A 22,244-nucleotide genomic window follows, 5' to 3' on the forward strand; every position below is an offset into this window, starting at 1 on the left:
AGGCGTCGGCACCCCATGAACCAGACCCTCCAGGACGTCCCCTGGCTCACCCTGCTCGTCGCGTGGCCCGTCGTCGGTGCCGCCGCGGTGTGGCTCACCGGCGCGGCGCGCTCGCGCGGCGTCGGCGCCGGGGCGCTGCGCGCCGTCCGCGGCGTCGCGCTCGGCACCGCGCTCGTCGAGGTGGCGCTGCTCGTCGGTGCCTTCGCGGCGTTCGACGCCTCCGACGCCGGCACGCACCAGCTCGCCGAGACGTACGCGTGGATCCCGCAGATCGGCGCGAGCTGGGCCGTCGGCGTCGACGGCGTGGCGCTCGCCCTCGTCGGGCTCGCCGTCGTGCTCGTGCCGCTCGTGGTCCTCGCCGCGTGGCGGGAGCAGGAGGGCGACGCGCGACGCCTGCGCCACTACCTCGGCCTCGTGCTCCTGCTCGAGGCGTTCATGGTCGCGGTGTTCGCCGCGCGCGACGTCTTCCTGTTCTACGTGCTGTTCGAGGCGATGCTCATCCCGGTCTACTTCATGATCGGCGGCTTCGGGGTCGGGGCGCGCCGCCGGTACGCGGCGGTGAAGTTCCTGCTGTTCTCCCTCGCGGGCGGGCTCATCATGCTCGCGGCCGTCATCGCGCTGTACGTCCAGGTGCCGGTCGACCCGGCCACCGGGGTGCGGCCCGACGACGCGTTCCTCACCGCGAACCTCGTCGAGACGTTCGCCGCGGCACCGATGCCGGTCACCACCGAGCGGCTGCTGTTCCTCGGCTTCTTCCTCGCGTTCGCGATCAAGGCGCCGCTGTTCCCCGTGCACACGTGGCTGCCCGACGCCGCGCAGCACGCGCCCGCGGGGACGTCCACGCTGCTCGTCGGCGTCCTCGACAAGGTCGGCACGTTCGGGATGCTCACCCTGTGCCTGCCGCTGTTCCCGCACGCCAGCGCGTGGGCCGCGCCCGTCGTCGTGGTGCTCGCGGTCGTGTCGATCCTCTACGGCGCGCTCATGGCCATCGGGCAGAGCGACCTCATGCGCCTGATCGCCTACACGTCCGTGTCGCACTTCGGGTTCATCGTGCTCGGCATCTTCGCGTTCACGTCGCTCAGCGTCGCCGGGTCGTCGTTCTACATGGTCAACCACGGCGTCTCGACCGGTGCGCTGTTCCTGCTCGCCGGCTTCCTGATCGCCCGGCACCCCGAGCGCTCGCAGCGCCTCGACGACTACGGCGGACTCCAGCGGGTCGTCCCCGTGCTGGCCGGGACGTTCCTCGTCGCCGGGCTCTCGGCCCTGTCGCTGCCCGGCCTGTCGACGTTCGTCAGCGAGATCATGGTGCTCGTCGGCACGTTCGCGCGCAGCCCCTGGGCCGCGCTCGTCGCGGTCGTCGGCGTGGTGCTCGCCGCGCTGTACGTGCTGCTCACCTACCAGCGCGTGTTCACCGGCGGCGTGCGCCCCGGCCTCGAGGAGCTGCCCGACCTCGGCGCGCGCGAGAAGTGGGTCGTCGCGCCGCTCGTGGTGATCCTCCTCGTCCTCGGCTTCTACCCGGCACCCGCGCTCGACCTCGTCGACGAGCCCGCGGACGTCAGCGTCGCGCACCTCGTCGAGAGCGGCGCCACGGAGCCGGTCGAGTCCCAGGACATCCTCTTCACCCCCGGCACCGAGGAAGGGAGCGAGTCGTGACCGACTCCTTCGTCGCCCCCACCGTCGACTGGACCTACCTCGCGCCGGTCCTCGTCGTGCTCGGCGCCGGCGTGCTCGGCGTCCTCGTCGAGGCGTTCGTCCCGGCCCGTGCGCGCCGCACCACCCAGGTCGTCCTCGCGCTCGCCGCGACGGCCGGGGCGCTCGCGGCCGTCGTCGTGCTGTGGCGTGACCCGGCGGTGCAGGGTCTGGAGACCGGGGTGCCGGGCGTCCGCGTGCTCGGCGGGTCGATGGTCGTGGACCACTTCGGCCTCGCCGTGCAGGGCACGGTGGTGGTGCTCGCGTTCCTCGCCCTGCTCGTCATCGCCGACCGCACGTCGACCGGCCAGGACGCGTTCGCCCCGACGGCCGCGGCGGTGCCCGGATCGCCGTACGAGGACCTCGCGCGGCGCAAGGGCCTGCAGCAGACCGAGGTGTACCCGCTCGTGCTGTTCGCCGTCGGCGGCATGATGATCTTCCCCGCGACGGGCAACCTGCTCGTCCTGTTCGTCGCGCTCGAGGTGCTCTCGCTCCCGCTGTACGTGCTGTCCGCGATGGCGCGCCGGCGCCGCCTGCTCTCGCAGGAGGCGTCGTTCAAGTACTTCCTCCTCGGCGCGTTCGCGTCGGCGCTGCTCGTCTTCGGGGCCGCCCTCGTCTACGGCTACGCCGGGTCGGTCGACCTCGCGGTGATCCAGCGGGTGGTCGCGACGGGCGAGACGCCGGTCGCCGACATGCCGGGGCTCGTGCTCACCGGGCTGCTGCTGATCCTCGCCGGGCTGCTGTTCAAGGTCGGCGCCGCCCCGTTCCACGCGTGGACTCCCGACGTCTACCAGGGCGCCCCCACGCCGATCACGGGCTTCATGGCCGCGTGCACCAAGGCGGCGGCGTTCGGCGCCCTGCTGCGCGTCCTGTACTCGGTGTCGATCGGCCTCGAGGTGGGCGCGCCGGAGCTGCGGGAGGACCTGTTCGTCGCGCTGTGGGTCGTGGCGCTGCTCACCATGGTGGTCGGGACGGTGGTCGGTGCCGTGCAGACGGACGTCAAGCGGCTGCTCGCGTACTCGTCGATCGCGCACGCCGGGTTCCTGCTCGTGGGCGTCATCGGTTTCTCCCGGCTCTCGCTGCGCGCGACGGTGTTCTACCTGCTCGTCTACGGCCTCGCGACGGTCGGCGCGTTCGCCGTCGTCACGCTCGTGCGCGAGAGGGCGCCTGCCGCGCCCGACCGGGTGTCGGCCGCGGTCGGGGCCGGCTCCGCGGTCACCGCGGCCTCCGCGGACTCCGCGGCCGCACCCGGGGAGGCTCCCGCGGCACCGGGCGCCGGAACCGCGCACGACGACGGCGCGGTCCTCGGCGAGGCGACGCACCTGTCCCAGTGGGCCGGGCTCGGGCGGCGCAGCCCGTGGCTCGCCGGCGCGTTCTCGCTCTTCCTGCTGTCGATGGCGGGGATCCCGCTCACCGCCGGGTTCATCGCGAAGTTCACGGCGTTCGGCGCGGCGATCGCCGGCCCCGACGGGCAGGGCGGGGGCGCCACGTGGGTGCTCGCCGTCGTCGGCGTGGTCGCGTCCGCGGTCGCCGTGTTCTTCTACGTGCGGATCATCGTGCTCATGTACTTCACGGCGCCCGCCGACGGCACCACCGATGACACCGTCGGCGGCACCGCCGACGGTGTCGAGAACGCCCGGACCGGCGAGAGGGGCGCCGGCGTGACCGTCGTGCGCTCGACGGGCCCGACCGCCGTGGCGATCGCCCTGTGCGCCCTCGGCGTGCTCGTGCTGGGTGTTTTCCCCTCCCCGGTTCTCGATCTGGCGGCCGAGGCGGTTAAGTTCGTCCCGTGACCTCCGTTCCTCCCGGCTCGTCTGCGCGGACGACTCCCGTGACGACCACCGCCATCCCGATCCACGACCCCGAGCTGGCCGCGGCCCTGACGAGCCGGCTCGCGAGCGTGGAGACGCGGTTGCGGGGAGCGGTCGCGCACGCCGACCCCCTCGCCGACACGGCGTCGCGGCACCTGGTCAACGCGGGCGGCAAGCGCCTGCGGCCGCTGCTCACCCTGCTCGCGGCCGAGCTCGGTGACGGGGCACGTCCGGAGGTCGAGGAGGCGGCCGTCGTCGTCGAGCTCACGCACCTGGCGTCGCTCTACCACGACGACGTCATGGACTCCGCGCCCGTCCGGCGCGGGGCGCCGTCGGCGCACGCGGTGTTCGGCAACTCCGTGGCCATCATGGTCGGGGACCTGCTCTTCGCGCGCGCGGCCTCGACCGTGGCCGCGCTGGGGCCCGAGGCGGTGCTCATCCAGGCCGGCACGTTCGAGCGGCTGTGCCTCGGGCAGCTGCACGAGACGGTCGGACCGGACGCGGGGGAGGACCCCGTGGAGCACTACCTGCAGGTCCTGGCGGACAAGACGGCGTCGCTCCTCGCGACGTCCGCGCGCCTCGGTGCGATGTTCGCCGGGTGCGAGCGGGCCGTCGTGGAGACCGTCGCGTCCTACGGCGAGAAGCTCGGCGTGGCGTTCCAGCTGGCGGACGACGTCCTGGACCTCGCCTCGTCCGGCGACGAGTCCGGCAAGACGCCCGGCACCGACCTGCGCGAGAAGGTGCCGACCATGCCGGTCCTGCTGCTGCGCGCGCGCGTCGCCGACGGGACCGCGTCGGCGGAGGACCTCGGGCTCGTCGAGCTGCTGGACTCGGACCTGTCCGACGACACGGCGCTCGCCGACGCCGTCGCGGCCCTGCGCCGCCACGAGGTCCTCAGCGAGACGCGCGCGCTCGCCGTCCGGTGGGCGCGCGACGCCGCGGCCGAGCTGGACGCGCTCGCCGACGGGCCCGTCGCGGACGCCCTGCGGTCGTTCGCGGAGGCGCTCGCCGACCGCGCGGCCTGAGCGTTCCCGAGCCGGCCCGAGCTCGGTCGCGCTCGGACGGGACCGGACCTCGGGGAGTTGTCCCCATGCCCACGACGGGGAGCATCGCGCGACCTGCGGCTATCCTCGTGTGCGCGACCGGTGCGCGCTGCCCGGAGAGACGGTGAACGGCCAGGCGGCGGAGGGGGCCCGGCCGCCCGTCGAACCGTCTTCCCGGAGGATCCGTGGGCTTCCTGTCGCGCCTGAACGACAACCGCCGCACCGTCGCATCCGTGAGCACCGTCTCGGTGTTCTCGACCGCGGTCGTCGGCCTGGCCCTCTTCTACGACGGCGAGGCGACGGCCGACGTCGAGCTCAACGACTCCGGCGTCTGGGTCACGAAGACCTCCGCCGGCCTCCTCGGACGGTTCAACTACGCGTCGCAGGCGCTCGACGGCTCGCTCGTCGCGGGCAGCGCGTCGTTCGACGTGCAGCAGGACGAGGGGCGGGTGCTCCTCGACGACGGCGGGACGAGCACGGCGTCGCCGGTCGACGTCGCCCACCTCGAGCTGAGCGGGCAGGTGCGGCTCCCGGCGGGGGCGCAGGTCGCGTCGGGTGGTGCGACGACGGCGATCCTCGACGGCGAGGAGGGCCTGCTGTGGGTCCTGCCGTTCGACGGCGCGACCGCGTTCGACGCCGAGGAGACCGAGCCCGTCGCGGAGCTGGGCGGTGACGGTGCGCTGACGGTGGCGCGCGACGGCACCGTGTTCGCGGCGGTGCCGTCGACCGGCACGCTCGTGACGGTCGAGACCGACACCGCCGGCGAGCCCGAGGGCGAGGTGCGCGAGTCGTCGCTGCCGGTGAGCTCGGGGGCGGACCTCGCGGTCACGGCCGTCGGCGACGACCCGGTGGTGCTGGACCGTTCGGGCGGGCGGGTCGTCCTGCCCGGCGGCGAGACGGTCACGCTCGACGGCGCGGAGCAGGCACAGCTGCAGCAGCCGTCCGCGGCGGAGGAGGCCGTGGTGGTGGCGACGTCCAGCGGGCTGGTGTCGCAGCCGCTGGGCGGCGGGGACGCGCAGGTGCGTCGCGCGGAGGGCGTGCCGTCGGCGCCGGTGCAGCTCGACGGCTGCACGTACGCCGCGTGGTCGTCGACGGGCCAGGTGATCCGCGACTGCGAGGGCCCGGACGACGACGTGGACAAGCGTCTCGAGGGCGTGGACCCGCAGGCGCGCGTGGAGTACCGGGTGAACCGCCACGTGATCGTCCTCAACGACCTGTCCGCCGGGACGCTCTGGATGGCCGCGGACGAGTACGAGAAGGTCGAGGACTGGGACCTCGTCCTCCCCGAGGAGGCCGAGGGCGAGGAGTCCGACGCCGAGCTGACCAACCCGGAGCAGGTCGACCAGTTCATCGCCGACCGCTCGCAGCCGAACCGCCCGCCGCAGCCGCAGGACGACGCGTTCGGCGCCCGCCCGGGGCGCACGACGATCCTCCCGGTGCTCGCGAACGACGTCGACCCGGACGGCGACGTCATGACGGCCTCCCTCGCCGGCGAGTCGCCGGGGAACGCGACGGTCCAGCAGATCCTCGGCGGCGCGGCCTTGCAGGCCGTTGTGCCGGAGGACGCCGAGGGCACGCAGGGCTTCCGCTACTCCGTGTCCGACGGCCGCGGCGGCGTCGCCGAGGCGTCCGTCTCGCTGAAGATCTCCCCGTGGGGCGAGAACGCCCCGCCCGAGCCCACGGGCGACCCGGTGCTCAAGGTCGAGCAGGGCGGGACGGCGACCATCAAGGTCCTGCCGTTCTTCCGCGACCCGGACGGCGACGACCTGTACCTCGCGTCCGCCGCGGCGACCGTGCCGGGCGACGACGTGCGCTCGCGCCCCGACGGCTCGGTCGAGTTCCGGGACGGTGGCGGGTCCACGGGGCGCAAGATCGTCACGCTGTCGGTCGCCGACGGTCTCGGGGGCGTCGCGGAGGGCAAGCTGCTCGTCGACGTCGTGCCCGGCCCGCAGCCGCCGATCCCGGTGAGCGACCACGTCGTCGTGCCGGCGGGCCAGCCCGTCACCGTCGAGCCGCTGCGCAACGACAGCGACCCCAACGGGGACGAGCTGCGCCTGGCGTCCGTGTCGGAGTCGGCGCCTGCCGAGATCACGCCGAACTACGACGCGGGCACGTTCACGTTCCTGTCGAACGAGCCGCGCTCGTACGACCTCACGTACCAGGTGACGGACGGGCCGAACGCCGCGACCGGCCTCGTGCGCGTCGACGTGCTGCCGCCGTCGGCCGCCGCCGGCGCGCCGATCGTCGTGGCCGACACGGCGCTGCTGCCGACGGGCGGCTCCACGCTCGTCGACGTCCTCGCCAACGACACGGACCCGGCGGGCGGCGTGCTCGTCGTGCAGTCGGTGCGCGTCCCGGCCGACGCCGGCGTCTCCGTGGCGGTGCTCGCGCACCAGATGCTGCGCGTGACCGAGATCCGTCGCCTCGACGGTCCGGTGACGATCGAGTACACCGTGTCGAACGGGACGGAGACGTCGACGGGCCAGGTCCGGGTCGTGCCCGTGCCGGCACCGACCCGCCTCCAGCCGCCGAACGCCGTCGCCGACGAGGTGACCGTGCACGCCGGCGACATCGTGACGATCCCGGTGCTGAAGAACGACACGCACCCCGACGGCCTCGAGCTGGTCCTCCAGCCGGAGCTCGAGCAGGACGTCGACCCGGCGCTGGGCGAGGCGTTCGTGTCGGAGGACACGCTGCGCTTCCGGGCGGGGTCCGAGGCGGGCACCGCGTACGCGATCTACCGCGTGCGGGACGTCAACGGGCAGGAGGACTCCGCCCAGGTGACGATCCGCATCCGTGACGGCGAGGACAACGCGCCGCCGCAGCCGCGCGAGGTCGAGGCGCGCGTGCTCTCGGGCGCGAGCGTGCGGATCGACATCCCGCTGCACGGGATCGACCCCGACGGCGACTCGGTCCAGGTGACGGGCATCGCGTCGCCGGCGTCGAAGGGCACCGCGAGCCTCGTCGACGGGTTCGTCGAGTACGCGGCGTCGAAGAACGCTACCGGCCTCGACACGTTCACCTACTCGGTGCTCGACGCGCGCGGCGCGACGGCGACCGGGACCGTGCGGGTCGGCATCTCCCGTCCGGGCGAGACGAACCAGCCGCCCGTGGCGGTCGACGACGAGGTCACCGTGCGCCCCGGGCGCACCGTGGCGATCGCGGCGCTCACCAACGACACCGACCCCGACGGCGACCAGGTGGGCCTCGTCCCCTCGGCCGTCGAGGACGAGCACGGCATGGACGCCGAGGTCGTGGCCGACCGCATCGTGGTGACCACGCCCGCCGACGACGGTGCGTACACGTTCTACTACGGCATCCAGGACACGTACGGGGCGCGCGCCACCGGCGCGGTCACCGTGAACGTGGCCGCGGACGCGCCCCTGCAGCCGCCGGTCGCGCGCGACGACGTCGTCCCCGTGGAGGACATCCTCGGCAAGACGACGGTCACCGTCCCGGTGCTCGAGAACGACGACGACCCCGACGGCGCCGCGACCGCGTTGACCGTCTCGAGCGACGACGAGACCGCCGCGGTGACGGACGACGGCGAGCTCGAGATCACGCTGACCGAGCGCCGGCAGGTCGTCACGTACACCGCGACCGACCCGGACGGGCTGACCGCGAAGGCGTTCGTCAAGGTGCCGGGGCTCACCGACCAGGCGCCGACCCTGCGGCCGGGCATCACCCCGCTCGAGGTCTACAGCGGCGAGCCGCTCGAGATCGACATCACCGACTACGTCCTCACCGTCGAGGGGCGCACGCCGCGCCTGACGGTCGAGGACAAGGTGACCGCGCTCGAGGGGTCGCGCGAGGTCACGAGCACGACGACGCTCACGTACACGTCGAACGCCGGGTACGTGGGCCCCGCGTCGGTGACGTTCGAGGTGACCGACGGCTCCGGGCCCGACGACCCCGACGGCAGCACGGCACTGCTCACGCTGCCGATCACCGTGCTGCCGCCGGAGAACATGCCCCCGGAGATGACCGGCACGCCGACGCTCGACGTCGCGGCCGGCGAGGAGGCCGCCGTCGACCTGGCGCGGTTCGCCACCGACCCCGACGAGGACCCGCTGACGTTCCGCGTCACGGGCGAGGCCGCCGGCGTCACGCTGTCCATGGAGGGCGCGACCCTGCGGGCGCAGGCGAACCCCGACGTGCCCAAGGGCACGGTCGTCACCGTGCCGATCACCGTGACCGACGGCGAGCACCCGCCGGTCGAGGCGTCCGCGACGCTCACCGTGGTGGCGTCCACGCGGCCGCTGGTGCGAGCGAACACCGACACCCTCGATGACGCGCACCAAGGACGGGAGAGCGCGATCCCCGTCCTGGCCAACGACTCCAACCCCTTCCCGGACACGCCCCTCAACCTCGTCTCGGCCGGCGTCGAGACCGGGCAGGGCGTCGCCTCCGTCCAAGGGGACCAGGTCGTCGTGACCCCGGCCGACACCTTCGTCGGCGTCATGGTCGTGCGCTACCGCGTCGAGGACGCGACGAAGGACCCCGACCGCATCGTCGACGGGCAGGTCCAGATCACCGTGCTCGGCAAGCCGGAGGCTCCGACCACGCCGCAGGTCGAGGAGGTCCGGTCGAAGACCGTCGTGCTGAGCTGGGACCCGCCGAACAACAACGGGTCCGAGATCACCGGGTACACCGTGCGCTCGCAGAACGGCTACGAGCAGCAGTGCGGCACCACGACGTGCACGCTCGACGGCCTGACGAACAACGTCGAGTACACGTTCACGGTGTTCGCCACGAACGACGTCGGCGACGGGCCGGCGTCCCCGGCCTCCGCGGTGGCGCGGCCGGACGAGAAGCCCGACCCGCCGGCCGCGCCGGAGCTGGAGTTCGGCGACGAGTCGCTCACCGTCACGTGGAGCAACAAGACCTACACCGACCGCTCGGCGATCGAGACGGTCAACCTCGAGATCTCGCCGGCGCCGCCCGCGGGCTCCATCCAGAAGACTGGCCTGACCGGCACGCAGACCACCTGGGAGGGGCTGACGAACGGCGTTGCCTACCAGGTGCGCGTCCAGGCGGTCAACAAGGCGCCGGACCCGTCCGAGTGGGGCGACTACTCGGCCGAGGAGATCCCTGCCGGCGTGCCCGACGCTCCCGCGGCGCCGTCCGCGACGCGCGTGGAGACCGGGGTCGGCGGACAGGTGCGCGTCACCTGGACGGCACCGTTCGAGAACGGCGACGCGGTGAAGTCGTACGACTTCGACATCATCAAGAACGGCACTGTCGAGCGCACGATCCCCGGGGTGACGGGCACGTCGCAGACCCTGGAGGATCTCGACACGACGGCGTCGTACACCTTCCGCGTGACTGCCGAGAACAAGGCGGGCAAGTCGGCCGTCGGCGCCACGTCGAACGCGGTGGTGCCGTACGGCACGCCGGACACTCCCGGCGCTCCGCGCGCCGAGCTGATCGCCGGCGACACGAGCCAGAAGGCTCGGGTCACGTGGAGCAACATCGCGAACGCTCGCGGTACGGGCCTGTACTACGAGGTTCGTGCCAACGGTGCCGGTGCGCGCCGAGCCGACTCGGGGATGACGTACACGGGGCTGACCAACGGCGAGAACTACTCGTTCACCGTCCGGGCCTGCAACGCCTACACGTGCTCGGGCTGGTCTGGAGCATCGAACACGGTGAAGCCGTACGGCACGCCTCCGGCGCCGAACGTCAGCGGTGCGAACGCCGGCGTCGGCGCGACGCAGACGACCGTGTCCTGGAGCGCGAACGGCACCAACGGGCGCCCGATCCAGATGCAGGTCCGCATCGGCGGCGGCGGTTGGGAGAACGTCGCCAACGACGGGTCCCGGACCGTCGGCAACGGCTACGACCAGTCCATCCAGATCTGCGGCCGCGTGCAGGACAGCGAGAGGCAGACGAGCGCCGAGCGGTGCGCAACCGCACGGACGGGCTCCGAACCGCAGCCCACTGCGACCGTCAGCAAGGGCGGCGCGATGTCGAACAACAACTGCAGCGACCCCACGTGCCGCTACGTGCAGGTGACGACGGCGAACTTCCGCGACACCGGCCAGCAGACGATCCAGTGCTGGACGAATTTCAATGGATACGACCACCAGTTCGCGTCGTCGTGGGTCAACGTGCCGGCCAACGGGACGTTCCAGTCGCAGTGCTACATCGGCTCCGGGCGGCCGAACTACGCCGGCCACGACGTCTGGGTGGTCATCAAGGGCAAGCACTACGGGCGAACCGCGTGGTGAGCTCGCCCCGCCACCGCAGCCTCAGCACACGAGAGATGGATGACGCATGAGCACGATGACCCCCGAGCAGGCCACCTGGTTCGCTCAGACCTTCGACCGCCTCGTCGGCAACGTCGGCCAGGCCGTGCTGGGCAAGTCGCACGTCGTGCGGCTCGCACTGACGTGCATGCTGTCCGAGGGCCACCTCCTCCTCGAGGACGCGCCGGGCACGGGCAAGACGTCGCTGGCCCGTGCGATCGCGGCGAGCGTCCAGGGCACGCAGCAGCGCATCCAGTTCACGCCGGACCTGCTGCCCTCCGACGTCACGGGCGTGACGATCTACGACCAAAAGTCGGGCAAGTTCGACTTCCACCCGGGCCCGATCTTCGCGTCGATCGTCCTCGCGGACGAGATCAACCGTGCGTCGCCCAAGACGCAGTCCGCGCTCCTGGAGGTCATGGAGGAGGGGCGTGTCACGGTCGACGGCGTGGGCCACGAGGTGGGCCGCCCGTTCATGGTCATCGCGACGCAGAACCCCATCGAGCAGGCCGGCACGTACCGCCTGCCGGAGGCGCAGCTCGACCGCTTCCTCATGAAGTCGTCGATCGGCTACCCGGACCACGCGTCGACGGTCGAGATCCTGTCGGGCGCGTCCGTGCGCGACCGCAGCAAGTCCCTCCAGCCGCTCATCACGACGCAGGCCGTGACGGAGATGGCGGAGCTCGCGGCGCGCGTCCACGTCGACGGCGCGGTCCTCGAGTACATCTCGCGCCTCGCCGAGGAGACGCGCAACGCGCCCGAGGTGCGGGTCGGTGTCTCCGTCCGTGGTGCGCTCGCGCTCGTGCGCTGCACCAAGGTGTGGGCGGCCGCGCACGGCCGCAACTACGTGCTCCCGGACGACGTCAAGGAGCTCGCCCAGCCCGTGTGGGCGCACCGGTTCGTCCTCGACCCGGAGGCCGAGTTCGCCGGCGCCACCGACGAGGCCGTCCTCGGCCGCCTCCTCGCGGACGTCGCGGCGCCGCAGGAGCGTCGCAGCGCCTGAGCGCGGCAGCACGCGAACCGAGACCGCACGACAGAGCGCACCGAGAGCAGGACCATGAACGAGCCCCGACCCCGACCCCGCGGCGCGGCCGCCGGCACCGCGCCGACGACCGCGCTCGCCGGGCTGCTGCGACCGGTCACGTCCGGTGCGGCGCGCGCCCTGGCACCGGTCGGGCGGGCGCTCGAGCCCGCGCGTCGGGCGGCGGCGCCGGTGACGTCGGCGGTGAGCCCGTTCGGCGTCGCCGTGCTCGTCGCGGCGGTCCTGTCCTGGTGGGCGGGGCTGCGGTTCTCGTGGCTCGAGCTGGTCGTCGTCGCGATCCTTCTCACGGTCGCGCTGCTCGCCGCCGTCGTGTTCGTGCTGGGGCGCTTCCGCTACGCCGTCGTGCTCGACCTCGCGCAGCAGCGCGTGACGGTGGGCGACCGGGCCGTGGGGCGCCTGGACGTGCGGAACGACTCCGCGCGCGCCCTGCTGCCGTCGGTCATGGAGCTGCCGGTGGGGCAGGGGATGGCGAGCTTCCCGGTGCCGCGCCTGCGTCCGGGCGCGAACCACGAGGAGATCTTCACCGTGCCGACCCACCGGCGCTCGGTCATCTCCGTGGGCCCGGTGCGCTCCGTGCGCGCCGACCCGCTCGGCCTCCTGCGCCGCGAGGTCGTGTGGACGGAGCCCGAGGAGCTCTTCGTCCACCCGCGCGTGAAGAACCTCTCCGGCTCGTCGACCGGGTTCCTCAAGGACCTCGAGGGCCGCGTCACCACGGACATCTCGAACTCCGACGTGTCGTTCCACGCCCTGCGCGACTACGTGCCCGGAGACGACCGCCGCCACATCCACTGGAAGACGACGGCGCGCACCGGCCAGCTCATGGTGCGCCAGTTCGAGGAGACGCGGCGCTCGCACCTGGCCGTGCTGCTGTCCACGCGGGCGGAGGACTACGCGCACGACGACGAGTTCGAGCTCGCCGTGAGCGTGTGCGGGTCGCTCGGCCTCCAGGCCATCAAGGAGGACCGCGGGGTGACGGTCCTCGTCAACGACGGCAACCTCCGCGGCGACCACCGCACCCGTCTGCTGGACGACCTCTCGCGCGTCGAGACCGACGCGCAGCGCAGCACGCTCGTCGACGTCGCGCGCGTGGCCGGCTCGACGATCGCGGACGCGTCCGTCGTGGCGTTCGTCGTCGGCTCGCGCGTCACCCCGACCGAGCTGCGCGCCGCCTCGGCGCGCCTGCCCCAGGACGTGCGCGTCATGGCGATCCAGTGCGCCCCCGGCACGTCCCTGAGCCGGCACGCCATCGCCGAGCTCGTCGTCCTGACGATCGGCGAGCTCGGCGAGCTCCCGGCCGCCCTGCGGAGGCTGAACGACTGATGAGCGCGCCCACGAGCACCACCACGCGCGGCTCGCGCCGCGTCGACCCGAGGACGGCCGGGCCTGCCGGCTCGACGTCGGGCACCGCCCGGCGCGGCACCACCCGCCGGAAGGGGGCCGGGACGCCGCGCGCGCTCACCGCGCTCGGCGCGGTCGACGCCGTCGCGCTCGTCGTGCTGCTCGGCGCGACGATCGTCGGCCTCGCCCCCGTCTGGGGATCGGCCGGCTACCTCGTGCCCGCCGTCGGCGGGGCCGTCGTCGGCCTCGGCGTCGCGTGGCTCGGGGCGTGGCGCCGGTGGCCCGCCGCCACCGTGCTCGCCGTCGCCGTCGTGGCGTACGTCCTGCTCGGCGGTGCCCTGGCCCTGCCGGCCGACGCGATCGGCGGCGTCCTGCCGTCCCTGACCACCGTCCAGGACCTCCTGGTCGGTGCCGTCACCGGGTGGAAGACGTTCGTCACCACGGTGCCGCCGCTGCACTCGTTCCCCGACCTCGCCGTCGTGCCGTACCTGCTGCTGCTCGTCACGGCCCTCGTCGCGGGCTCGATCGCGTGGCGCGCGCGACGCGGCGCGTGGGCGCTGCTGCCTGTCGTCGTGACGTTCGTCGTCGTGATCCTGCTCGGCACGGTCGTCGCGGCCTACCCGGTGGTGCAGGGCCTCGTCCTCGCGTGCGTCGGCCTCCTGTGGGGCAGCTGGCGCGTCACGGCGGCACGGCTCGGGGCGCACCAGGTGACGACGGAGGCGAGCCGCGCGGCCACGCGTCGCCTCTGGTGGCACCGCGTCCGGGCGGGCGCGGCGATGCTCGCCGTCGGTGGCGTCGCCGCGGCCCTCGCCGGGCCCGTCCTGATGCCCGACGCGCCGCGCACCGTGCTGCGCGAGACCGTCGTGCCCCCGCTCGACCTGCACGAGTACGTGAGCCCGCTCACGTCGTTCCGCAAGTACGCGAAGGACCTCAAGGACGTCGAGCTGTTCACCGTCGAAGGCCTGCCGCCGGGTGCGAAGGTCCGCCTCGCCACGCTCGACGCGTACAACGGCGTCGTCTACGACGCCTCCAGCGGTCTCGCCGGCTCCGGTGTCTACACCCGCGCGGGCGAGGAGATCGCGACGGTCGCGCCCGGGTCCACGGTGACGCTCGACGTGCAGGTCGGCGACTACGCCGGCGTGTGGGTGCCGGACGCGGGGTCGCTCGCCGGCATCACGTACACGGGGGCCCGTGCACGCGAGCTCGCCGACAGCACGTACTACAACGCCACGACGGGCACGGCGCTCGCGGCCGCCGGGCTCCGACCGGGCGACACCTACACCCTCGACGCGCGCGTCACGCCCGAGCCGACGGAGGAGGACCTGCGAGCCGGCGCGATCGACGAGGTCGCGCTGCCGCAGACGCCCAAGGGCGTCCTGCCGGCGTCGCTCGCGGGCAAGGCCGCGCAGTTCATGGGCGAGGAGACGGACCCGGTGAAGCAGCTCTTCGCGCTGCGCGACGGGCTCGTCGCCAGCGGCGTGTTCTCGAGCGGGCTGGAGAACCAGCCGCCGTCGCGCCCGGGGCACTCGGCCGAGCGCATCGACACGCTGCTCGCCGACGAGGAGATGGTCGGCGACGACGAGCAGTTCGCGGTCGCGCTCGCGCTCATGGCGAACCAGGCCGGCATCCCCGCGCGCGTCGTCATGGGCTTCCACCCGGACGAGGAGGAGCCCCTCGAGCCGGGCGAGCCGTTCACCGCGACCGGAGCCGACGTCCACGCGTGGGCGGAGGTCCCGTTCGTCGGGCACGGCTGGGTGCCGATCCCCGCGATCCCCGACGAGGACAACAAGATCCAGCCGGAGCCGAAGAGCCTCCAGGTGCCGAAGCCGCCGATCCTCGAGGACCCCGAGCCGCCGGAGGAGCCCGCCGAGGCCGAGGCCGGGAAGATCGACGACGAGGACAAGGAGAAGGCCGACAGCGAGGGCTTCGACTGGGGGACCGTCGTCCTCGTCGGTGCCGCGGTCGTGATCCCGCTCGCGCTGCTCGCGATCCCGGTGGTGCTCGTGCTCGCCTACAAGGCCCGGCGGCGCGCACGTCGGCGCGCGGCCGAGCGCCCGGCCGACCGCGTCAGCGGCGGCTGGCGCGAGGTCCTCGACACGGCGACCGACCTCGGCACGCCCGTCCCCGCCGGCTCGACGCGGCGCGAGAGCGCCGGAGTCATCGCGACGACGTTCGGCGCGACGTCGACGATCCCGCTCGCGCACCGCGCCGACGCGACCGTCTTCGGTGCCGCCGAACCGTCCGACCAGGAGGTCGAGGCGTTCTGGGCGGACGTCGACGCCCTCGTCGGCGGGCTACGCTCCTCCGTGAACAGGCGCGCCCGGATCCGAGCGGCGCTCTCCCTGCGCTCGGTGCGGTCCGCGCGGTCCGGCGGACGACCGGGTCGCCGGGTGGCGTGGCTCCGGCGCGACGCGACGGCGCGGGAGCGGGGAGCGGGACGATGACGGACGTGACGTGCGCGGCGTGCGGGTCGGCGCAGTCGGCGGGATCGGCGTTCTGCGCGGTGTGCGGGCAGCCGTTCCCCCGCACCGGCCGCCCCGTCGCCGAGGCGGCGCCCGGACCCGCGGCCGGCGTCCGGTCCGCGGCGGGGGCGGGACGCCCCGAGGCGTCCCTGCCGCCCTACGCCGCGCCGCGCACCAGCACGCCCGACACGACCACCGAGCCGGAGGTCCACACCGCGACGCAGAAGGCCGCGTTCCCGGTGCCGACGGCGACCGTGCGTGGGCTCGCGACGGCGCCGTCCGCAGGCGTCGGACGGCGGGTCCTCGCCTACGTCGTCGACGCGGCCGTACCCGGTGTGCTCGCCCTCGCGGTCGTCCTCGTCGGGTTCGCGCTCACGGACGTGCCCGTGCTCGGCGGCGTCCGCGAGGTCACGCCCGAGGAGGCCTCCGCGCTGCTGGGTCGGCTCGCCGTCGTCTACGCCGTCGCCGTGCTCGTGGCCCTCGCGTGGTGGGTCGCGACGTGGGCCTGGGAGGGCTCCACCGGCAAGACGCTCGGGAACCTCGCCGCCGGGATCCGCACCCTCGACGCGACGACGCGAGCGCCGATCGGGTTCGGCCGGGCGCTCGTGCGCTGGCTCGTCGTGGGAGCGGGTGCGGTCGTGCTCGTCGTCGGCCAGTGGGTCGTCGTCCTGAGCCCGGCGTTCGACTCCTCCGGTCGTCGTCAGGGCTGGCAGGACAAGGCGGCGCGGGCCGTCGTCGTCGACGCCCGTGGCGTGACGACGCCCTCGGCCGCGCAGGAGCGCAGCCACCACGCCGGTGCGCCCCCCGGCACCCCTGCCGGTCCTGGGACCGTGGCGGGGCCCGGCGCGTGGCAGGCCCCTCCGCCCGTCGCGTCGCAGCGCGCAGCACCTGCGCCCGCGCCGGTGCCCGACCCGTGGGCGTTCCCGTCGTCCACCGGTTCCTCGGTCGGGTCCTCGGGAGGTGCGGCCGGCGACGGTCTCATCACCGGGGTGCCCGGCATGTCCCCACGCCCGGGCGCCGGGGCGCCCGCGCCGGCTACCACGCCCGCCCCGACCGGCACGCGCGCCCCGACTGCCGCTCCCGCCCCGGAACCCGCGCCTGCGCCGACGCCCGCGCCGCACGTGCCGGCGCAGGCACCTCCGGTGCCCGAGCCGGCGCCCGTCCCCGCGTCCGCACCGGCAGTGGTGGGCGAGCCCGACGAGCCCGACTGGGACAGCACGCGCATGAGCGCCCGCGACCTCGGCGCGATGGAACCCGCGCCGGTCGTCACCGTCGTGCTCGAGCTGGAGTCGGGGGAGCGGCGCGTCGTCGACGGCCCCACGCTCGTCGGGCGCAACCCGCAGTCCGCGGAGGGCGGGAGCTGGAACCTCGTCGCCGTCGACGACCCGACCCGGTCGGTGTCGAAGACGCACGTCGAGCTCGGCGTCGACCCGGGCGGCCTGTGGCTCACGGACCGCGGCTCCACGAACGGCACGGTCGTCTCCGTGCCGGGCGCACCCCCGCGCGTCGCCGAGCCCGGCGCACGCGTCCGGGTGCCGGTGGGCGCGACCATCCACGTCGGCGACCGCCGGCTCGCCGTGCACGCGGAGTCCGCGTGAACCCCGAGGTCGAGGTGCACCTGGCGTGGGGCGCCGCGTCTCACCGTGGCGCCCGGCGTCTGCTCAACGAGGACCGCTTCCTCGTCTCACGGTCCGTCTTCCTCGTCGCCGACGGCATGGGTGGCCACGAGGCCGGGGAGGTCGCGAGCGCGACGGCGGTCGACGCGCTGCGCCCGCTCGCCGACCTCGACGTGGTGACGCCCGACGACGTCCGCACCTGCCTCGCGGTGGCGCAGGAGAACGTGCGGGCCATCGTCACCGACCCCGGCCGGGGTGCCGGGACGACGCTGACGGGCGTGGCGGTCGCCGAGCAGGACGGCATCCCGTACTGGCTCGTCGTCAACGTCGGCGACTCCCGGACCTACCACCTGTCCGGCGGGCGCCTGGACCAGGTGAGCGTCGACCACTCCGAGGTCCAGGAGATGGTCGAGGCCGGTCTCCTCACCCGCGGCGAGGCGCTCACGCACCCGCGGCGGCACGTGGTGACGCGTGCCCTGGGTTCGCGCACCGAACCGCGCGCCGACTTCTGGTACCTGCCCATCTCGCGGCACGACCGAGTGCTCGTGTGCTCCGACGGGCTCACGGGCGAGCTGTCCGACGAGCGGATCGCCGAGCTCCTCCTTGAGCACCCGGACCCGCAGGGGGCCGCCGAGCGGCTGGTCCACGAGGCCATCGTGGCCGGTGGGCGGGATAACATCACTGTCGTCGTGGTGGACGCCACCGGCGTGTCCGGCGACACGAGCGGCGGCAGCACGGCGCCCCGCGGCCGCGACGCCGAGCCGGCCCCGGCGATCGACGAGGACACGCTGCCCAGGGAGGTACGTCTGCAGATGGGGGACCCGACGTGACGCTGCGCTACGCCCCGGGCGACGCGCGTGCGCTGGTCCGCGGCGGTGCCGTCGTCCTCCTGCCCGCACCGGTCGACGAGGCCGTCGTGGAGCCGCTCTGGGACCAGATCGGCACCGAGCCGGGCGTGGTCGAGGTGCTGCAGGTGCTCACCGGCGCCTTCGGCTCGAGCCTGCGGACCCTGCCGCCCTTCGCCGTCGCCGTGCTCGTGGACCGGCGTGCGCACGTCGCCGTGCGCGGTGCTCTCGCGGTGACGCTCGAGACGGCGGGTGGTGAGCGCCTCCACGTCGACGGGGAGGACGTCACCACGTGGTCGGAGCGGGTCGTCGACGACGTCACCGACATGGTCGTGCGGACGGGCGCCGTGCCGGTCGCCGCGGGGGAGGAGCTCACCGCGGGTGCCGGCTCGCTGCCGCTCGCGTCGGGCGTCGTGCTCGCCGACGCGGTCGCGTGGCGGCTCGTCGCCCGGCCGCGCCGCGCCGCGGAAGCGGCCGCCCCGGCCGTGCCGCCGGCCCCGCCCGCACCGGTGGAGCCGTCGCTCCCGGCCGTGAGCGCGCGGCCGTCCGAGGAGACCATCGCCCCGGTGGCGACCACGTACGCGCCGCTCGACGTGCCGCCGCCCGACCGTGCGGCCACGGACGAGCCCGCTGCCGGACCGGCTCCCGAGCCCGAGCCGGACGACGACTACGCCCACCTGTGGGGCTCGACCGTCCTGCGCACGGTCGAGGACGCGGCCGTCCGCACGGACGAGGACGTCGAGGACGACCCGGCCGACGAGCCGGCACCGGCTGCGCCGGTGCCCGTGGACGCCCAGCCACCCGCGCCCCTGCCAGCCGCGCCCCTGCCGCCCGCACCCGTGCCGCCGCCGCCCGCTGCGCCCCCGGCTCCGCCCGGGGCACCCTCCGCGGGCGTACCCGCACCGGCCGAGGGCCTCATCGCCGGGATTCCGCGCGAGTGGACCGGCGCGACCCCTGCGGCCGCGCACCGCGCCTGGACCGTCGGCCCGGACGACGAGGCCCCGTCGACCGGGCAGGCCGTCGCTGACCCGACGCCCGCCGCCGACCACGACGGCCACACGGTCCTGTCGTCGGCGATCGCCGACCTGCGCGCTGCCGCCGAGCAGCTCGCCGAGCCGCCCGCAGCCGACGCGCCGCGGGCGAGCACCGGCGGCGTGCCGGCCTTCACGGCCCCGCCGGCGCCCGGGCAGCAGCAGATCCTGGCCCGCACGTGCGCGCAGGGTCACCCGAACCCGCCGTCGCGCGAGGCGTGCGCGCTGTGCGACGCGCCGCTCGAGGGCGACGCCGCGCTCGCGGTACGCCCCCCGCTCGGCCGCGTCCGGATCTCCACCGGGCAGACGCTCGAGCTCGACCGCGGTGTCGTCGTCGGCCGCCGTCCGCGCACCCCGCGGACCCAGGCGGCCGACCTCCCGCGTCTCGTCACGGTGCCGAGCCCGCAGCAGGACATCTCGCGCTCCCACCTCGAGATCTCGCTCGAGGGCTGGCACGTCCTCGTCAGCGACATGGCCACGACCAACGGCACGACGCTCCTGCGCGCGGGCCAGCCGCCGCGTCGCCTGCACCCGTCGGAGCCGGTGCTCGTCGTCGACGGGGACGTCGCCGACCTCGGCGACGGCGTGACCCTGACGTTCGAGGGCATCCGGTGAGCACGAAGCGCGCACCCTCCCCGCCCCCCGACATCCAAGGGTTCGAGTACGTCTCGCTCATCGGCTCGGGCGGCTTCTCGGACGTCTTCCTCTACCAGCAGCAGCGGCCGCGCCGCCGCGTCGCCGTCAAGGTCCTGCTCCAGGAGTGGTCGAGCCCCGCGCAGCGTGCCGCGTTCGACGCCGAGGCCGACCTCATGGCGACGCTGTCGACGCACCCGTCGATCGTCACGATGTACGAGGCGGACGTCGCCGACGACGGCCGGCCGTACCTCGCGATGGAGTTCTGCTCGCGCCCCAACCTCGGGGCGCGCTACCGGTCCGAGCGGCTGTCCGTGCCCGAGGCGCTGCGCACCGCGGTCCAGGTCGCGGGCGCGGTCGAGACGGCGCACCGGGCCGGGATCCTGCACCGCGACATCAAGCCGGCGAACATCCTCGTCACCGAGTACGGGCACCCGGCCCTCACGGACTTCGGCATCTCCTCCACGGTCGACGACGCGGCGCGCGCCGAGGGCATGTCGATCCCGTGGTCGCCGCCCGAGTCGTTCGCCGAACCCCCGCGCAGCGGCATCGCGACCGACGTGTGGGCGCTCGCGGCGACGACGTACACCCTGCTGGCGGGACGCAGCCCGTTCGAGGTGCCGGGCGGGTCGAACTCCAGCGCGAACCTCATCTCGCGCATCGAGTCCTCGCCGTTGCCGCCCACGGGCCGCTCGGACGTGCCGCCGTCGCTCGAGCGCGTGCTCGCGACGGCGATGGCGAAGAGCCCGGCGTCGCGCTACCCCACGGTGCTCGCGTTCGCGCGCGCCTTGCAGCAGGTGCAGAACGAGCTGTCCCTCGCGGTCACGCCGATCGACCTGCTCGACGACTCCGGTCACGTCCAGGAGGAGGAGCCGGACGACGACGGCGGCACGCGCCTGCGCCAGGTCGTGTCGATCGACCCGTCGGGCCCCGCGGCGTCCTCGCCCTCGGCGTGGCAACCGTCGGGCGCGACGTCCTCCGGGAGCACCGGTGCCCACGGTCCGGTGAGCGGCCCCGGACCGGCCGGACCGACGGGACCCGGGCCGGTCCCGCTCGCCGGTGCGGCCTGGACCGGCACGGCGGCCACCGGCACGTCGGGCACCCGGCCGACCGCCGCCGTCGGGCAGGGCGGCCACACCCCGGTCGCCGAGCTGACCGACCCCTCGCGCCTGTACCCCGGCTCGTCCGCGCGCCAGGCGGCCTGGGGGTCGGCGCCCGTCGAGGACACCGTGCACCGCACCGCGGCCCCGGCCACGGACGACGACGCGCAGGACGAGCCCGCCGCCCGCCGCGGCCCGCTGTGGGGCCTGCTCGCCGGCGTGCTCGTGCTGGTCCTCGCCGGCGTCGGCATCCTCGCGCTCACGCGCGACCGCGCCCCGGACGACGCCGAGGCGACACCGACGAGCGACCGGGAGTTCACGCCGTCGGACAACCTCGGGGACCTCGTGCCCCCGGTCAGCGACCTGACGGGCACGTACGACGCGGCGCAGGGCGCGGTCGTCTTCACCTGGGCGTACGACAGCGCGGACGCGCAGGAGGGCGACACGTTCGGCTGGAAGAAGCTCGACATCGTCGCGGACTCCGGGATCACGGAGGTCACCGAGCCCTCGGTCGCGGTCCCGGCCGAGCCCGGCGAGCAGGTGTGCGTCGAGGTCGTCGTCATCCGCGGCGGGCGCTTCTCGGCGAACCCGCAGACCGCGTGCGTGCCGGAGGTGGATCAGGGATGAGCGAGCTCGCGATCGAGTTCTGCGGCGAGTGGTTCCGCCCGTCGCCGGAGGGCGAGCCTTTCGACATCGGTCGCGACGGCGACCTCGCCATCGAGGACAACCCGTACCTGCACCGCCGCTTCCTGCGCATCGTGCGCGAGACCGACATGTGGTGGCTCGCGAACGTCGGCTCCCTGATCTCCGCGACGGTGTGCGACGCGGGCGGCGGCGTCCAGTCGTGGCTGTCGCCGGGCAACCGGCTCCCGCTCGTCTTCCCGACGACGTCGATCGTGTTCACGGCGGGCCCCACGACGTACGAGCTCACGGCGCAGCTGCGCGGCGCGCCGTACCAGGAGATCCGGTCCGAGGACGAAGAGGCGGGCGGCGCGACGACGATCGGCATGATCACGTTCACGACGAGCCAGAAGCAGCTCATCGTCGCGCTCGCCGAGCCGATGCTGCGGCGCGACGGGACCGGGCTGTCGGAGATCCCGTCGTCGGCCGCCGCGGCCGCGCGCCTCGGCTGGGCGACGACGCGCTTCAACCGCAAGCTCGACAACGTCTGCGACAAGCTCGACCGCATCGGGGTCAAGGGCCTGCGCGGGGGACCCGGGGCGCTCGCCACGAACCGGCGCGCCCGCCTCGTCGAGTACGCCGTCGCCTCGCGCCTGGTGACGGCCGCCGACCTGCCGCTGCTCGACGTGACCGACGACGGCTGACCCGGCGCCGGCGCACGCCGGGCCCGGGGCGACCCGCGACGGGCCGCCGCTGGCGTGCGCC

The 22,244-nt window shown here is 74.4% G+C and carries 12 protein-coding genes; all 12 read left to right on the forward strand.

Annotated features, from left to right (window positions below; all coding sequences use genetic code 11):
* The first annotated feature begins 15 nt into the window (after window positions 1–15).
* The 12 genes from ACFTZA_RS06395 to ACFTZA_RS06450 all read left to right on the forward strand — a co-directional run bounded on the left by ACFTZA_RS06395 (window position 16) and on the right by ACFTZA_RS06450 (window position 22,183).
* Window positions 16–1,653: an NADH-quinone oxidoreductase subunit M gene (locus tag ACFTZA_RS06395; RefSeq protein WP_378191989.1), complete on the forward strand. Its 1,638-nt coding sequence runs from the start codon at window positions 16–18 to the stop codon at window positions 1,651–1,653.
* The gene (gene nuoN / locus ACFTZA_RS06400; protein ID WP_378191991.1) at window positions 1,650–3,482 is read left to right on the forward strand and encodes an NADH-quinone oxidoreductase subunit NuoN; all 1,833 of its coding nucleotides are present in this window, start codon (window positions 1,650–1,652) and stop codon (window positions 3,480–3,482) included. Before ACFTZA_RS06395 ends, nuoN begins: the two co-directional genes overlap by 4 nt.
* 38 nt (window positions 3,483–3,520) lie before the next feature.
* Window positions 3,521–4,525 (forward strand): polyprenyl synthetase family protein, encoded by a 1,005-nt coding sequence (locus ACFTZA_RS06405; protein ID WP_378191993.1) that lies wholly within the window; start codon window positions 3,521–3,523, stop codon window positions 4,523–4,525.
* A 251-nt stretch (window positions 4,526–4,776) separates the two neighbouring features.
* Window positions 4,777–10,773, forward strand: coding sequence for an Ig-like domain-containing protein (locus ACFTZA_RS06410; protein WP_378191995.1), 5,997 nt, complete (start codon window positions 4,777–4,779; stop codon window positions 10,771–10,773).
* A 46-nt stretch (window positions 10,774–10,819) separates the two neighbouring features.
* Entirely contained in the window at window positions 10,820–11,794 is a 975-nt protein-coding gene (locus ACFTZA_RS06415; protein WP_378191997.1) for an AAA family ATPase, read from the forward strand.
* Window positions 11,795–11,848: 54 nt separating this feature from the next.
* Window positions 11,849–13,153, forward strand: coding sequence for a DUF58 domain-containing protein (locus ACFTZA_RS06420; protein ID WP_378191999.1), 1,305 nt, complete (start codon window positions 11,849–11,851; stop codon window positions 13,151–13,153).
* Complete coding sequence (locus ACFTZA_RS06425; protein WP_378192001.1) at window positions 13,153–15,615, forward strand: transglutaminase family protein; 2,463 nt, start codon at window positions 13,153–13,155, stop codon at window positions 15,613–15,615. Before ACFTZA_RS06420 ends, ACFTZA_RS06425 begins: the two co-directional genes overlap by 1 nt.
* On the forward strand, window positions 15,612–17,231 hold the full coding sequence (locus tag ACFTZA_RS06430; RefSeq protein ID WP_378192003.1) for an RDD family protein: 1,620 nt from the start codon (window positions 15,612–15,614) through the stop codon (window positions 17,229–17,231). Before ACFTZA_RS06425 ends, ACFTZA_RS06430 begins: the two co-directional genes overlap by 4 nt.
* Window positions 17,228–18,079 (forward strand): PP2C family protein-serine/threonine phosphatase, encoded by an 852-nt coding sequence (locus ACFTZA_RS06435; RefSeq protein WP_378192005.1) that lies wholly within the window; start codon window positions 17,228–17,230, stop codon window positions 18,077–18,079. Before ACFTZA_RS06430 ends, ACFTZA_RS06435 begins: the two co-directional genes overlap by 4 nt.
* Complete coding sequence (locus ACFTZA_RS06440; RefSeq protein WP_378192007.1) at window positions 18,076–19,740, forward strand: FHA domain-containing protein; 1,665 nt, start codon at window positions 18,076–18,078, stop codon at window positions 19,738–19,740. Before ACFTZA_RS06435 ends, ACFTZA_RS06440 begins: the two co-directional genes overlap by 4 nt.
* Complete coding sequence (locus ACFTZA_RS06445; RefSeq protein WP_378192010.1) at window positions 19,737–21,485, forward strand: serine/threonine-protein kinase; 1,749 nt, start codon at window positions 19,737–19,739, stop codon at window positions 21,483–21,485. The genes ACFTZA_RS06440 and ACFTZA_RS06445 overlap by 4 nt, the downstream gene beginning before the upstream one ends.
* Window positions 21,482–22,183, forward strand: a complete 702-nt coding sequence (locus ACFTZA_RS06450; RefSeq protein ID WP_378192012.1) for a hypothetical protein — start codon at window positions 21,482–21,484, stop codon at window positions 22,181–22,183. The genes ACFTZA_RS06445 and ACFTZA_RS06450 overlap by 4 nt, the downstream gene beginning before the upstream one ends.
* Window positions 22,184–22,244 lie beyond the last annotated feature (61 nt).

This window comes from Cellulosimicrobium sp. NPDC057127, from assembly GCF_042670945.1.
GTDB lineage: Bacteria > Actinomycetota > Actinomycetes > Actinomycetales > Cellulomonadaceae > Cellulosimicrobium.

Coding starts and splice junctions, on each gene's coding strand:
- ACFTZA_RS06395 (WP_378191989.1), top strand. CDS start 16: ATGAACCAGACCCTCCAGGACGTCCCCTGGCTCACCCTGCTCGTCGCG.
- ACFTZA_RS06415 (WP_378191997.1), top strand. CDS start 10,820: ATGAGCACGATGACCCCCGAGCAGGCCACCTGGTTCGCTCAGACCTTC.
- ACFTZA_RS06420 (WP_378191999.1), top strand. CDS start 11,849: ATGAACGAGCCCCGACCCCGACCCCGCGGCGCGGCCGCCGGCACCGCG.
- ACFTZA_RS06425 (WP_378192001.1), top strand. CDS start 13,153: ATGAGCGCGCCCACGAGCACCACCACGCGCGGCTCGCGCCGCGTCGAC.
- ACFTZA_RS06430 (WP_378192003.1), top strand. CDS start 15,612: ATGACGGACGTGACGTGCGCGGCGTGCGGGTCGGCGCAGTCGGCGGGA.
- ACFTZA_RS06450 (WP_378192012.1), top strand. CDS start 21,482: ATGAGCGAGCTCGCGATCGAGTTCTGCGGCGAGTGGTTCCGCCCGTCG.